13 protein-coding genes are annotated in these 14,130 nt (G+C 67.1%); 5 read left to right on the forward strand and 8 right to left on the reverse strand.

What is annotated here, in order from left to right; genetic code table 11:
* Positions 1 to 106 precede the first annotated feature (106 nt).
* The 3 genes from OG976_RS03620 to OG976_RS03625 all read right to left on the reverse strand — a co-directional run bounded on the left by OG976_RS03620 (position 107) and on the right by OG976_RS03625 (position 2,863).
* Positions 107 to 1,423: a type II toxin-antitoxin system HipA family toxin gene (locus OG976_RS03620; RefSeq protein ID WP_328358002.1), complete on the reverse strand. Its 1,317-nt coding sequence runs from the start codon at positions 1,421 to 1,423 to the stop codon at positions 107 to 109.
* Entirely contained in the window at positions 1,420 to 1,899 is a 480-nt protein-coding gene (locus tag OG976_RS26805; protein ID WP_442930417.1) for a helix-turn-helix domain-containing protein, read from the reverse strand. Before OG976_RS26805 ends, OG976_RS03620 begins: the two co-directional genes overlap by 4 nt.
* A gap of 466 nt (positions 1,900 to 2,365) precedes the next feature.
* Entirely contained in the window at positions 2,366 to 2,863 is a 498-nt protein-coding gene (locus tag OG976_RS03625; RefSeq protein ID WP_328358005.1) for a GAF domain-containing protein, read from the reverse strand.
* Positions 2,864 to 2,931: 68 nt separating this feature from the next.
* On the opposite strand from OG976_RS03625, the gene OG976_RS03630 reads away from it, so the two are divergent.
* The gene (locus OG976_RS03630) at positions 2,932 to 3,984 is read left to right on the forward strand and encodes a threonine aldolase family protein (RefSeq protein WP_328358007.1); all 1,053 of its coding nucleotides are present in this window, start codon (positions 2,932 to 2,934) and stop codon (positions 3,982 to 3,984) included.
* Here the strand turns inward: OG976_RS03630 and OG976_RS03635 are convergent.
* The 3 genes from OG976_RS03635 to OG976_RS03645 are packed head-to-tail and all read right to left on the reverse strand — an operon-like array spanning position 3,950 to position 7,687.
* Positions 3,950 to 4,792 carry a carboxymuconolactone decarboxylase family protein gene (locus tag OG976_RS03635; protein ID WP_328358010.1) on the reverse strand — a complete coding sequence of 281 codons (843 nt, stop codon included), beginning with the start codon at positions 4,790 to 4,792 and terminating at the stop codon, positions 3,950 to 3,952. The genes OG976_RS03630 and OG976_RS03635 overlap by 35 nt on opposite strands.
* A gap of 7 nt (positions 4,793 to 4,799) precedes the next feature.
* Positions 4,800 to 6,161 (reverse strand): metallopeptidase TldD-related protein, encoded by a 1,362-nt coding sequence (locus tag OG976_RS03640; protein WP_328358013.1) that lies wholly within the window; start codon positions 6,159 to 6,161, stop codon positions 4,800 to 4,802.
* A complete protein-coding gene (locus OG976_RS03645; RefSeq protein WP_328358016.1) occupies positions 6,158 to 7,687 on the reverse strand; it encodes a TldD/PmbA family protein in 1,530 nt (509 codons plus the stop codon). Before OG976_RS03645 ends, OG976_RS03640 begins: the two co-directional genes overlap by 4 nt.
* 38 nt (positions 7,688 to 7,725) lie before the next feature.
* Here OG976_RS03645 and OG976_RS03650 point away from each other — a divergent pair, with 38 nt between their 5' ends.
* Genes OG976_RS03650 through OG976_RS03660 form a run of 3 tightly spaced genes read left to right on the forward strand, consistent with a single transcriptional unit; the run spans position 7,726 to position 10,674 of the window.
* Positions 7,726 to 8,607 (forward strand): carbohydrate ABC transporter permease, encoded by an 882-nt coding sequence (locus OG976_RS03650; RefSeq protein WP_328358019.1) that lies wholly within the window; start codon positions 7,726 to 7,728, stop codon positions 8,605 to 8,607.
* Positions 8,594 to 9,406, forward strand: a complete 813-nt coding sequence (locus tag OG976_RS03655; RefSeq protein ID WP_328358022.1) for a carbohydrate ABC transporter permease — start codon at positions 8,594 to 8,596, stop codon at positions 9,404 to 9,406. The genes OG976_RS03650 and OG976_RS03655 overlap by 14 nt, the downstream gene beginning before the upstream one ends.
* The gene (locus tag OG976_RS03660; protein WP_328358025.1) at positions 9,403 to 10,674 is read left to right on the forward strand and encodes an ABC transporter substrate-binding protein; all 1,272 of its coding nucleotides are present in this window, start codon (positions 9,403 to 9,405) and stop codon (positions 10,672 to 10,674) included. Before OG976_RS03655 ends, OG976_RS03660 begins: the two co-directional genes overlap by 4 nt.
* On the opposite strand, the gene OG976_RS03665 is transcribed toward OG976_RS03660, so the two are convergent.
* Both OG976_RS03665 and OG976_RS03670 read right to left on the reverse strand, forming a co-directional pair.
* Entirely contained in the window at positions 10,671 to 11,486 is an 816-nt protein-coding gene (locus OG976_RS03665) for an energy-coupling factor transporter transmembrane component T family protein (RefSeq protein ID WP_328358029.1), read from the reverse strand. The genes OG976_RS03660 and OG976_RS03665 overlap by 4 nt on opposite strands.
* Positions 11,483 to 13,552 carry a DUF2232 domain-containing protein gene (locus OG976_RS03670; RefSeq protein ID WP_442930418.1) on the reverse strand — a complete coding sequence of 690 codons (2,070 nt, stop codon included), beginning with the start codon at positions 13,550 to 13,552 and terminating at the stop codon, positions 11,483 to 11,485. Before OG976_RS03670 ends, OG976_RS03665 begins: the two co-directional genes overlap by 4 nt.
* A 110-nt stretch (positions 13,553 to 13,662) precedes the next feature.
* Between OG976_RS03670 and OG976_RS03675 the strand changes: the two genes are divergently transcribed.
* On the forward strand, positions 13,663 to 14,115 hold the full coding sequence (locus OG976_RS03675; RefSeq protein ID WP_328358032.1) for a MarR family winged helix-turn-helix transcriptional regulator: 453 nt from the start codon (positions 13,663 to 13,665) through the stop codon (positions 14,113 to 14,115).
* Positions 14,116 to 14,130 lie beyond the last annotated feature (15 nt).

A 14,130-nucleotide genomic window follows, 5' to 3' on the forward strand; every position in this document is an offset into this window, starting at 1 on the left:
TTGCGCCTTATTCTATTGTGGTGCAACAAGTTTGAACGTGTGAAGCAGGCGGCGGATCGGTTCCATCGTGTTGGTGGGGACAGTCGAGCGTGTGCCGCTCCTGCTGTCAGATCGGCAGAACGATCTGGCGGCGCATGGCGCGGTAAATTTTTGCTGCTTCACTCTCGGCAACGCCAGCCTCGTCCGCGTATGACATCCAGTTTTCAACGTGAACGTGCATGTCTCGAATGATGTCCTCGGCTTTGGGTCGCTTCAGTCCACAGAAAACACCGAACTCAAGTAGGTCGGATAACTCGAATCGATCCCGCTTGCCGTTGAGGCTCATTTGGTGCTGGTGGGTCCAACTGCCGTCAGGGTTGTATGCGTAGACGACGTCGAAAGCGGGTGATAGACGCCAGTCACCCTTGCGGTTCATTAGGAATGCAATGTTTTTGACGTGATCGTCCTGGTTGCGGATCAAGATGTTTAGCACTGCTCGGCGGAACTGCTGTTCAACGTCATATGCCGGCAGGCCGAGGATGCGGATAGTCTCAATCGCCTGCTCATAGGAATAGGCCCCCGCCGCATTGAAATCGTAGTGACGAAGCGCGGCCAGCGACTGCATGTGTAACTTCTGGCCTCCGGCACTGCGATCGAAGCGCCGCGTCATGAAGTGCGATCGGCCACCTTCGCGGTGAATGCGACAGTCGCTCATATCGATTCCAGCAGCGACAGCAAGAAGGCTAAAGCCATACTCGATCAGGCCGAAGCCTTGCGGGTCCGCCAGTTCCTTGTCGCGATTGTTCGATACTCCGTCAAACTTCATAAGCCAGTAGGTAAAGCCTTCGCCAGCCTTGACTTGGCCAGAGCGGAACTCGCCGGTCTTCTCATTCCACGCGAGGATCGCTTTTGCGCGCGCGCCGCCCGCGGATGTTCCGACCCGGAGGATATCTTCGAGCGCCTCGCGGTCGTCATCGTCGCCCTTGAGTACGCCCGCAAGTTTCCCACGGTTATTGAGGACATCGTCAGCCAGCTGGGTCAGCGCTTCTATCTCAAGGCGGTGCGACTTCTTAGCACCCGGAAGTACAACAGCCGGGTTGAATTCCAGCGCACCCATACCGCGCGTTCCGATGTAGCAGAGGCGTTCGACCGGATTGAACTCCCCAGCCCGCCGCCCCTGCCCTGCGACCCACGCGTCGATCACGGCGTTGCCGAACCTGTCCGGCAACGAGTCAGCCAGCATGCCCGGCAAGCCTTTGAATGCGTCGCGCGGTAAGGCAGGGAATTCAAATGGATCGGGACCAAGCGGCATCATGATTGGCGCCAACTGAATTCCGCTGCTCACGAAGTCTGGCATGTACTGAAATACGCCGACGCCACGGTCGGGGAGCCAGCTGACGGCGCCGATGTCGCTGCCCCACAGCCGGACCGTTGCGTCCGTCATTCTTCGTCCTCTTCACCCCAGGCCCAGTCCGTAGCCCTTGGGACAGTATGACGTTCACGCGCGCGTCGCCGCTCGTGCCCTTCGTGCTTGACCCGCTCGATCGGTCGCACATCTGGATTCGGGAGCGTGCTCGACAGCCGGTCACCCAGATCAAGTGCGACCAAGACACGAATCAACGTATCGAGAGACGTGTTTTCGCCGGCCTCCAGCCGCTTGACGCTCCGCACAGAGGCCCCAGCCTCTTTTGCCAGGGCAGCCTGCGTAAAATTTCGGCCGAGTCGGATCCGGGCTATGCGGGCACCCAGATCTCTTAGTTCGCCTTCGATCGAGTCGACCGACTGCCTCTCATTAGGGGCCATATCTGTCCCTTTAAAGCGGTTATTAAGCTTAAAGGGCATTATATGGCCCCTTAACCGGTTCGTCAACACTGAATTGTAGGTGTGGCAACGAGCACCATAGGCAGCACTCCCTATCATTAGGGGCCATATCTGTCCCCTTAAGGCGGTCACCAGTGCTTAAGGGGCCTTAAATGGCCCCTTAACCGGTTTGTCAACACTGGATCGTAAGTGCGACAACGAGCACCATAGACGACGCCACGCGAACGCCATCGGGTAGCCGAGCCCCGACATCGCCCCAGCGGGGGCGACTACTCATCGCCCCGCCGACGCTTACGCATCCTCATGACCGCTCGGCGCCGGCGGCGCGCGAATCATGACCACAGTGGTCAACGCGCTAGGCAGCGGCGGACGCCACAGGGCTCCAGACACCAACCCACCCAGCAGACTTCACTACCGCCAAATGCCGATAGAAATGCCTTTGGCCCTTGACCACTGCACGCCAACCTGCGCCCAGGCACGCCACGGCTCTAACCGACTGAGCTACCGCCCCCGGTGCGGCAACTATGGTCGCATGCCGACCGTGGTCTGTGCGACTACGTCGTGATCAACCCAGCGCGCTGCCGTCAGCGTCGATGATGCCCTCCACCTTGCCGGCCAGCGCAGAGAGCTGGGCCAGCTCGTCTTCGGTGTAGTCCCGGGCGGTGTTGTCGAGCACGCAGACCGTCCCCACCACGGCACCCGTCCCGTCATGCACCGGCAGCCCCAGGTAGTTGTGCAGACCGAACTCGACCTCGTCCTCGTTGCCGGCGAAGGTGGCGTCTTCACGGGAGTCGCGGACGAACAGCGCGCTGTCGTGGTCGACCACCCGCTCGCAGTACAGCGGCACCCCCGACGCGTCATCGAGGGCCTTCTTGCCCGCCGCGCCGACGGTGTAGTGCTGGGTTGCCTCGCCTGCGGTGGCAGCGACCACCATCGAGTCCGGCTCGGAGCGCATCACCAGCACCGACTTGACCCCCAGCAGTGCCGCGATCTTCTCGAGTTCCCCGGCCAGGGGCGCAAGCCCCGCGGTGGTGTCCGTCTGGTGAGGCTGCGCGCTAGACATACCGACCATTGTCCCGCCGCCGCCACCGGCCGGCCATCGTTTCACTCACCCCGAATGCGGATGTAACGATGAGACCCGTGCCGCACACGTCCGCCGCCTTCGCCTCCGACAACGCCGCCGGGGCCCATCCCGCGGCCATGGCGGCGCTGGTGGCCGCCAACCACGGCTCCGTCGTCTCCTACGGCGCCGACGCGATCACCCGGCGCGCCGCCGACCGGATCAAAGACGCGTTCGACGCACCGGATGCCGACGTGCTGTTCGCGTTCACCGGAACCGGCGCCAACATCATCGCGCTCGCCTCCGCGGTGCGCCCCTGGCACGAGATCCTGTGCAGCGACATCGCACACTCGCTGCTCGACGAAGCCGGTGGCCCGGTCCGCATTTCCGGCGCGAGCCTGGCGCCGCTGCCCAGTGACGACGGCCTCATCGATCCAGCCGAACTGGATCGGCGCATCACCCGCCGCGGCGCGGTACATCACTCCCAGCCGCGGATCGTCACCATCACCCAGTCCACCGAGAACGGCCGCGTCTGGCAGCCCGATGCCCTCGCGGCATTCGTCGACCACGCCCACGATCTCGACCTGCTGGTCCACGTCGACGGTTCACGAATCGCCAACGCCATTGCCGCCCTTGATATCACCCCGGCACAGGCGATCGGCGACGCGGACATCGTCACCGTCGGCGGCACCAAGAGCGGCATGTTGTTCGGCGACGCGATTCTGGTGCGCCGCCCCGAGCATTTCGCCGGTATCGAGTTCGTCCAGAAGCAGATCGGCCACCTGGCAAGCAAGCATCGTTACGTCTCAGCCCAATTCGATGCGATGCTGGCAGACGGCGATTGGCTGCGCTCAGCCGCGCATGCCAACGCTCTGGCGGCCCGGCTCTCAGCCGGAATGGCCGAGCTCGGATTGCGCCTGAGCTCTCCCACCGACGCCAACGAGGTCTTCGTCGACCTCGACGCCGAGGCTCTGGGCGCCGTCCGGGAACACTTCGTCGTGCATGTGCCCGACCCCCACACACCGGCCGTACGGTTCGTCTGCTCCTGGGCGAGCACCGAGGACGACGTCCACGCCGTCCTGGACATCCTCAGGCGAACTGTGTCTGACCGTCGGCGTCGATGAGATAGCGCTCGGTGCCCTGCTCGACTCGGGGAGCGTCGGCGGCCAGGGCGACGGCGATCTTGTTGCTCGCGTTGCGCATGACATCGAGGGTGAGCTCGCGGGCCTGCTCGTCGGAGAAATGCTTGCGCACCCCTGCCGCCACCGCGGGACTGATCCGGGCCGGCGACCAGATCAGGGCGTCGGCGTAGCGCAGGGCCGCCTTGTGCGCGTCACTGAGGAGTTCGGAGGATTCGTAGTGCTCGATGTCCTCGTACAGGCTTTCCGACCCGCCGGCGTCCAGCGCGTTGCCTTCGCGCAGCGACTTGCACAGCCGGCAGTTGTGCTGGACGGCCCCCCGCAGCCGCACCACCTCGGAGGTCACCGGGTCCAGCGCCCGCAGCCTGGCAATTCCGGGTAGCAACCGGTTGAACACCACGTCGGTGGCGTCGACGTCGGCGTCCCAGACCGGCTGCTCGGGCAGCCACGGCACCGCAAGGCCCAGGACCTCCAGTGCGTTGCGGACCCGCGGCAGGAAGTCGGCGACGAACATCTGCGTCGCCACCGCGAACGTCGCGGCCCCCAGCGCACCGGTCAGCGCCGCGCGCTGCGCGTCGGACACTGTCGAGACGTCCACGCTGAACTGCTCGGCGAACTCGGCCACCACCGTCTCGGTGTCCGACTCCGGCTGGGTGACGACGGCTTCGGAGGGCAGCGGTGTGAGTTGCAGCGCCGTCGCGCACGTCGACCGGATCAACCCCACCAGCCGCTGCTGGCCGGCCGGGGACTGCACGACGAGGGAGTTCAGTTCGGCATCGAGATCATCGACCATGCCTGGATTATTGCGCCTGGCTCACCGATGACATGTGGAAGTCCGGGATTCGCAGGGTCGGCATCACCGCGCGGGTGGCCCAGTCACCCCATTCCCGGGGCAGGGTCGCCTCGGGAACACCGGCCTGGCTCGCCCGCCGCAGCAAGTCCAGCGGGCTCTCGTTGAACCGGAAGTTGTTGACCGCCGCGGTGACCTCGCCGTCCTCGATCAGGTACACGCCGTCGCGGGTGAGTCCGGTCAGCAGCAGCGTGGTCGGATCGACGGTACGGATGTACCACAACGTGGTCAGCAGCAGCCCACGCTCGGTGGCGGCCACCATATCGGCCAGATCAGCCGTACCGCCGGTCATCAGCAGGTTGTCGGCGGGCACCGCCGGCTCCACACCGAACTCGCCGGCCGCGGCCCGCGGATACGCCAGCGCGTTGACGGCGCCGTCCCGAATCCAGTCGACGCGGCCGATGTCGATTCCGTTGTCGAACACCGAGATTCGCTCCGAGCTGCTGGTGGCGGCGACGAAGGGTGCACACTCCTGACCGGGTGCGAAGGGATCCGAGTACATCGTCAGCGGCAGGTCGGTGAGCTTCTCCCCCACCCGCGTTCCACCGCCGGGTGCCGACAGCGCGGTGCGGCCCTCCTGAGCGCCACGGCCGTCCATCGACCAGCCGAGGTAGATCATCATGTCGGCGACCGTCGAGGGTGGCATCAGCGTCTCGTATCGCCCGGCGGGCAGGTCCACGGTGCGCGCCGCCCAGCCCAGTCGCATCGCCAGGTCATCGAGCAGAGCGTCGGTCGAGACATCGGCGAACCACGGCGTGCTGACCCCGGCCCACGCGCTGGCGCGAGCGCGCTTGGCATTGACCTCCACCGTCCCGGTGGGCTGGGTGAAGCGCCTGCGCACCCCGGTGGAGGTGGCCAGGAACGTCGTCTCGACCAGGTGGTGGGCGTAGCCGTAGAGCCGATCGGAGCCGGCGAACCCGCGCGTCAACGACTCGGCGACATCGGCGAACACCTCGGCCCCGGTCTCGGGCACCGCATGGCTCCAGTCGTCCGGGTTCCCGGCTCCCGACAGCAGTGCCGCGCTGTCGCGGGCGTCGGGCGCCGCATGTGCGGCCTGCTCGGCGGCGGCCACCAGGGCGCCGATCGAGGCGGGGTCGACGTCGCTGGTGCGGATGGATCCGGTGTGCGAGGTATTGCCTTTACGCACAATGGAAATCACCGTGGTGGATCGGGTGGTCGACACACCGTTGGTGGTCATCGAGTTCCCGGCCCAGCGCAACGAGGCCTCGGCCCGATCGGTGACGATGACGATGGTCTCGTCGACCGTCGCGGCGGCCAGGGCCAGTTCGACGACCTGCTGTGCGGGGATCATGCGCGGCCCGATTCTTCACGCGTGTTGAGTACGTTCACCCCGCGGAACAAGGCCGACGGGCAGCCGTGGCTGACGGCGGCGACCTGCCCGGGCTGGGCCTTACCGCAGTTGAACGCCCCGCCCAGTCGCCAGGTCGACGGTCCACCGACGGCTTCCATTGAGTTCCAGAAGTCCGTCGTGGTGGCCTGATAGGCCACATCGCGCAACTGCCCGTCCAGTTTGCCGTCCCGGATCCGGAAGAACCGCTGTCCGGTGAACTGGAAGTTGTAGCGCTGCATATCGATCGACCACGACTTGTCACCGACGATGTAGATGCCGTCGCGCACCCGGCTGATCAGGTCAGCGGTGGACAGATCTTCGGTTCCCGGTTGCAGCGAGACGTTGGCCATCCGCTGGATCGGCACGTGGTGCGGGGAATCGGCGTACGAGCACCCGTTGGAGCGGGCCTGTCCCAGTCGGGGGGCGAACACCCGGTCGAGCTGGTAGCCGACGAAGACGCCGTCACGCACCAGATCCCAGCTCTGGGCGGCTACCCCTTCGTCGTCGTATCCGATTGTCGCCAAACCGTATTCGACGGTGCGGTCGGCGGTCACGTTCATCAGCGGCGAGCCGTAGCGCATGGTGTTCAGTTTGTCGGGGGTGGCGAACGAGGTACCGGCATAGGCGGCTTCGTAGCCGATGGCGCGGTCATATTCGGTGGCGTGCCCGATCGACTCGTGGATGGTCAGCCACAGGTTGGTGGGGTCGATCACCAGGTCGGTGGGTCCGGCGATCACGCTGGGCGCCTTGGTCTTCTCGGCCAGCAGGGTGGGCAGCTCGGCCAGCTCGGAGGTCCAATCCCAGATCTCGTCACCGGCCACCGCCTCCCAGCCCCGCGCGGTGGGTGGGGCCAAGGTGCGCATCGACTCGAAGCTGCCCGCGGCGGCGTCGACGGCCACCGCCTCCAGCATCGGCATCACCCGCACCCGCTGCTGGGTGATGCTCGAACCAAACGTGTCGGCGTAGAACACCTGCTCTTTGACGGTGTTCACCATCGCCGAGACGTGGTCGACACCGACCCCACCTGTTTTGCTAGCCAGCAGCCGCCCGGAGTACTCCCCCAGCACGGCGATCTTGTCGGCGGTCGAAATGGTGAACGGGTCGACCGCGTAGGTCGACACCCAGGTGGCGTCGGAGTAGACCGGCTCGGCGGCCAACTCGATGCGTTCGGCATTGAGGGCGGCCAGGGTGGTGGCCACCGCGACCGCGCGGCGTGCCGTCACGGCCGCGACTTCGGGTGCCAGCTCGGCATGCGAGGCGAACCCCCAGGTGCCGTCGACGATCACCCGCACCGCCAGGCCGATCTCGCGGTCGGTGACCGCGGTCTCCAGTTCACCGTCGCGCAGCTGCACCACCTCGTTGGTGATCGCGTGAATTCGCAGGTCGGCGTAGCTGGCCCCGGCATCGCGGGCTGCGGTCAGCGCGGCATCGGCCAGCTGGTGGCGCGGCAGGGCGACGAAGTCGGCGTCGACATCACGGAAACTCACCGCTACACCGTAACGGGCGAGCTCGCTCACGGGCTTTAATGACTGACGTGACCATCCGTCGTCAGCGTTCGGGCCTGCTGGGCTACGCACTGCTGGCACCCAGCCTGTTCGGGGTGGTCTGCTTCCTGCTGCTGCCGATGTTGGTGGTGGTCTGGCTCAGCGTGCACCGCTGGGATCTGCTCGGCCCGATCCGCTTTGTGGGACTGGACAATTGGCGTTCGGTGCTGACCGACCCGGGTTTCGGCAACTCGCTGCTGGTGACCCTGGCCTTCATCGCGATCGTGGTTCCGGCTCAGATCGTCCTCGGGTTGGTGGCCGCCTCGCTGCTGGCGCGTGAACTGCCTGGCAGCGGAATGTTCCGCACCCTCTATGTGCTGCCGTGGGTGTGCTCGCCGCTGGCGGTGGCGGTGCTGTGGCATTGGATCCTGGCACCGACCGACGGTGCGGTGAGCACGCTGCTGGGCCGGCCCGTCGAGTGGCTGACCGACCCCGGCTTGGCATTACCGGTGGTCTGCGCGGTGACGGTGTGGACCAACGTCGGCTACGTGACGCTGTTCTTCCTGGCCGGCATCCTGGCCATCCCGCCGCAGATCCAGGCCGCCGCACGCCTGGACGGCGCGACCAACTGGCAGCGGTTCTGGCACGTGACGCTGCCGATGCTGCGACCGACGCTGTTCTTCGTCTCGGTCACCGGCATCGTGAGCGCGGCGCAGGTGTTCGACACCGTCTACGCCCTCACCGGCGGCGGCCCGGCCGGGCGCACCGACCTGGTGGCCCACCGTATCTACGCCGAGGCGTTCGGCGCGGCGGCGATCGGGCGGGCCGCGGTCATGGCCCTGGTGTTGTTCGTGATCCTGGTCGGCGCGACCGTCGTCCAGCACCTCTATTTCCGCCGACGGGTCAGCTATGACGTTACGTAACGCGCTGATCTACCTCGGGCTGCTGGCGGGGGCGGTGATCACTTTGGCGCCGTTCGGGCTGGGCCTGCTGACGTCGTTCACCTCCGCGCAGCAGTTCGCCACCGGTACGCCACTGTCACTGCCGCGCCCACCGACGCTGGCCAACTACGGCGCCCTCGGCGACGCCGGTTTCGGCCGGGCGCTGGCCGTCACCGCGCTGATGACGGCGATCATCACGCTGGCCCAGCTGACGTTCTCGGTGCTGGCCGGTTTCGCGTTCGCACGGCTGGAGTTCACCGGTCGCGATGCGCTGTTCTGGGTGTACATCGCCACTCTCATGGTGCCGGCGACGGTCACGGTCGTCCCGCTGTATCTGATGATGGCCGAACTCGGTCTGCGCAATACGTTCTGGGCGTTGGTGCTGCCGTTCGTGTTCGGCTCGCCGTACGCGATCTTCCTGCTGCGGGAGCACTTTCGGGCCATCCCGGGTGATCTCATCAACGCCGCACGGCTCGACGGCGCGAACACCCTCGACGTGATCGTCCACGTGGTGCTGCCGGCGAGCAAGCCGATCCTGGCGACGCTGACCCTGATCACCGTTGTGAGTCAATGGAATTCGTTCATGTGGCCGCTGGTGATCACCAGCGGCGGCACGTGGCGGGTGCTGACGGTGGCCACCGCGGGCCTGCAGTCGCAGTACAACGCGCAGTGGACTCTGGTGATGGCCGCCACGACGGTCGCGATCGTTCCACTGCTGGTGCTGTTCCTGGCATTCCAGCGGCACATCGTGCGCTCGATCGTGGTGACGGGGCTCAAGTGAGCCGGCCCCGCGTATCGACGCTCATGCTGGCGGCGCTGCTGGCCGTGATGCTGCTGCTCGTGGCCGGGGTGTTGGCGCTGGGCCGCACCGGCGCGCCCAGCGGCAAGACCGTGATCACGGTTCGGCTGTGGGACACTCAGGTCGCCGCCGCCTACCGCGACTCGTTCGCCGAATTCAGCCGCACCCACCCCGATATCGAGGTCCGCACCAACGTCGTCGCCTATGCCGGGTACTTCGACACCCTGCGCACCGACGTCGCAGGCGGCGGCGCCGACGACATCTTCTGGATCAACAACGCCTACTTCGCCGAATACGCCGACAACAACCGCCTGCTGGCCGTTGAACCCAGCCCGGACTGGGACCGCTCGGTGGTCGCCCAGTTCACCCGCAACGGCGTGCTCTGGGGGGTGCCGCAGCTCACCGATGCCGGTATCGCGCTGTACTACAACGCCGACCTGCTGGCCGCCGACGGCGTCGACCCCGCCGACCTGGACACCCTGCGCTGGGATCCCGAACCGGCCGCCGACACGCTGCGGCCGCTGCTCAAGCGCCTCACCCACGGCCGCCAGTGGGCCTACAACGCGGCCAACGACCTGCAGGGCATCTACCTCAACTACATCGGCTCGGCGGGTGGAGTGTTCGCCGCCGACGACCGGTTCGCCTTCGACAATCCGCAGGCCGCCGAGGCGTTGCGCTACGTCGTCGACCTGATCAACACCGACCGGGTGTCCCCACCCGCCGCCGACACCAACGGCAACGGCGACTTCTCCCGCAACCAGTTCCTGTCCGGGCGGATGGCACTGTTCCAATCCGGCACCTACAACCTGGCTGAGATCGCCGAGCAGGCCAGGTTCCGGTGGGGCGTCGCCATGCTTCCGATCGGGCCGGTAGGACGGGTCAGTGTCACCAACGGCATTGCCGCTGCGGGCAATCCGGCCAGCCGCCACCCCGACGCGGTCCGTGAGGTGCTGGCCTGGCTGGGCAGCAGCCGGGGCAACGAGTTCCTCGGCCGGCGCGGCGCGGCGATCCCCGCGGTGTTGCCGGCCCAGCAGGCGTACTTCGACTACTGGTCGGCCAAGGGAGTCGAGGTGGCTCCATTCTTCCGGGTGCTCGACGGACCCCGGATCGCCGCACCCGGCGGGGCGGGATTCGCCGCCGGCTACCAGGCGATTAGGCCGTATTTCGACGAGATGTTCCTGGGCCGGGCCTCGGTCGCTGACACCCTGGCGACCGCCCAGCGCGCAGCCAACGACGCGGCCGCCCGTTAGCCCAGAACGACCAGTTCAATCCCGATCGACAGCACGCACACCGCGGCCGTGGTCGCCAACACCACCCAGTCGGCCCGTCGCGGTCCCGACGGCGCCGCCGCAATCTGGCCGGTGCCGCCGCGGGCGGTGATCGCATCGCCCATCTCGTCGGCGCGGCGCAGTGTCACGGTGATACCCGCGGCCAGTAGGTCGACGATCTCGATGGACCAGCGGCGGCGGCGTGCCCGTCGGCCGGTCAGGACGGGGCTGGGCCGAAGCCGTCGCGCGGCATACATCATCCGGAACTCGTCGAGCAGCATGGGAAAAGCCCGCAGCGCCAACGACAATGCCACCGCCCAGTCGTCGACCGGGATCCGGAGCACCTTGAACGGACGGCCCAGTTTGGCCACCGCGGGCGCGACGTCGGCGACATTCGTCGTCCACGACACCAAACCGGCCAGTCCGATCAGCAGGAAGGAGACCGCGGTGAGCCGCAGGAAATTCAGCAGCCCGTGCAGACCGATCACGATCGGGCCGATGTGGATCTCGGGACTGCCGCCGGCCAGGGCCGCGGTGAAACCACCGAGGAAGATCAACAGCCACAACCACTTCGGGATCGACGGAACCACACCCCAGGTCACACGGGACAGCCAGAGTGCGACGGCGACGAGGACGGTGACAAACGCGATCGGCACCCAGCCCGGGTAGAACGCGAGCAGCGCCGACAGGGCAAGCACCACCACGATCTTGGTGCCCGCCCACAGCTCGTGGATGGTCGAGGTTCCCGGCGTTGGACGTAGCAGGACGACGGGGCGGCGCTGACGGTTTGTCATGCCATCCCTCCCGCGGCCGTGGGAGCCGCAGCAAGCACCCCGTCGTCGAGATGCAGGGTCTGCGGGCAGAGCTCTTCGAGCCCGACGAAATCGTGGGAGATCACCACGACGGTCAGCCCGGTGTTGTGACGCAGGTCGGTCAGCAGCCGCAGCAGCCCGCGCTGGGCGGCGGCGTCCAGACCGGCCAGCGGCTCGTCGAGGATCAGGGCCTGCGGCGAGCGGGCCAGCAGCCCGGCCAGCACCACCCGACGCATCTGGCCGCCGGACAGCTGGTCGATGCGGCGGCGCGCCAGCGAGGCGTCGAGGCCGACGTTGGCAAGGGCCGAGGCCACCCGGGCCTTGTCGTCGGGTGAAAAGCCTGCTGCCGACGCGACTTCCAGATCAACACGGGCGCGCATCAATTGCAGACGGGCCGCCTGGAAGGCGATCGCCACCTCGCCCACATGCTCACCGGCCGGCCGGCCGCGCACCAGGCAGGTACCAGAGGTCGGGGCGACGAGCCCGGCCATGATCCAGGCCAGCGTCGACTTGCCCGAACCGTTACCGCCGTGGATGAGTAGGCCCTCGCCTTCACGGACGGTGAAGCTCACGTCGCGCAGCGCGGACTTGGCCCACGGTGTGCCGCTGGCGTATTCGTGAGAGACGTTGTCCAGCTGCAACACCGGTGCGCCGCCGCGCGGTGCGTGCACACTCGCGGTGGTGGTCGGCGCGTCGGCGCTGTCGACCGTCTCGGCGTTGTCCAGTGACTCGCTGAGATTGACGATCCGGTCGGCGGTGTCAGCCTCGTTGGTGTAGTGCGTGATCTGGACCAGTGCCATCCGGTGGTGCTCGGTCAGGCCCGAGAGCACATTGAGCAGACCCTCCCGGCCTTGTTGGTCGACCATGCTGGTGATCTCGTCGGCGATCAGCATCGCGGGCTGACGGGCCAGCGCGGCGGCCACCGCCAGGCGCTGCAGCTCCCCACCGGACAGTCCGCCGGTGTCACGCTCTTCCATGCCGGTCAGCCCGACCTCGTCGAGCAGCGTGGTCACGTCGGTGTGCGTTCCCGGCGGCAGACCCCACACGATGTCATCGGCGACCCGGGTACCCAGCACCTGGCTTTCGGGGTGCTGCAGGATCACCGCCGTTCCACCGAGCCGACCCAGTCCGACTGCGCCCGGCCGCTCGATCGCGCCCGAGGTCGGTGCGCGTCCCGACAGCAGCAGCATGAGGGTGGTCTTTCCGGAGCCGTTGGCACCGGTGATGGCGACGTGCTCACCGGGCTCGACCGTCATCGACAGCGGCCGTAGCGCGTCGTGGTCGGCGCCCGGGTAGCGGAAGCGCGCGTCAACGAGCCGGACGGGCGCCGGCGCGACGGGGCCCGAGTCGGACGGGGCCTCCAGTTTGTGGACGTCGGGGATGCCCCGCAGCCGCTCCAGCACCCGCGACAACGCCCACCAGCCGACCAGCGTCACGACCATGATCGAGAAGATCGCGTAGACCATGATGATCAGCGGCCAGTACTGCAGTGCGGTACCGAAGAATGCCTTGAAGTCCTGCGCGGCGGGCCGGAACGGATCGAAGCGCGACATCACCGCCACCACGCCGTCGACATTGGCCGTCATCGCATCGAAGGTCAGGGTGCGCAACCGGACCAGAACGGTCAACGCGGCGATGATGAACAGCCCGGAGATCACCCCGGCCACCACCGAGATCGCGATCACCGTCGGTGTGCCCCGCTTGCGGCGCTTGATGATGCCCGTCAGTCCGCCCACGTAGGCGCAGTTGAGCACCACCATGAAACCGGCGATGCCGCCGATGAGGAACGCGATGACGCAGCCGGCGAACGTGGCCGCAATCAGCACCCGCAGCCGGTAGCGGTAGCCGAGCAGGCCCATCGGAACGGTCACCAGCAACGACAGGCCGCCGGCGAACGGGATCACCACCGACAGGATCGACAACGCGGCAGCAAGAGCGGCCATCACCGATGCGTGCGCTATCTCGACCGGGGTCAGCGATCGGCTGGTCGGGTGGTGCGACGCCGAGCCGGGAGGGTCTTGGAGCGCCCCCTGTCGCGTCGCGGTCATCTCCTGATTCTGCCAGCCGGCCGGCCCGGGCCCCCGATTCGACCTGCCTGTGAGGAAACCCACGGCGTGCCACCACTTACAACATAGTGAATCTATGTAAACATGGGGACATGAGTTCGACGCCGCCACAGACCACCGGACTGGGTTCGGACCTGCTGGGCGTCGTCGCCAAGCTCAACCGGCTGGCGACCCAGCGCATCCGGCTACCGTTGCCCTGGGCGCAGGCCAGGCTGCTGAGCACCATCGACGACCAGGGCCACGCCCGGATCTCGGATCTGGCCGAACTCGACCACTGCTCGCAGCCGACGATGACCACCCAGGTACGCCGGCTCGAAGACGCCGGGCTGGTGGCCCGCGCCCCCGATCCCGACGACGCCCGCGCGGTGCGCATTCGCATCACACCCGAGGGCCAGCGCGTGCTGGCTCAGGTCCGGGCGGACCGCGCGGCGGTCATCGACCCGCGCATCGAGCGGCTCTCCGATGAGGACCGCGACATCCTGTCGGCCGCCGTCGGCGCCTTGCACCGACTCCTCGGCGATCTCGACAGCCCTGCCGATTCGTAGCTGACCGCATCGGGA

The organism is Mycobacterium sp. NBC_00419 (assembly GCF_036023875.1).
Lineage (GTDB): Bacteria > Actinomycetota > Actinomycetes > Mycobacteriales > Mycobacteriaceae > Mycobacterium.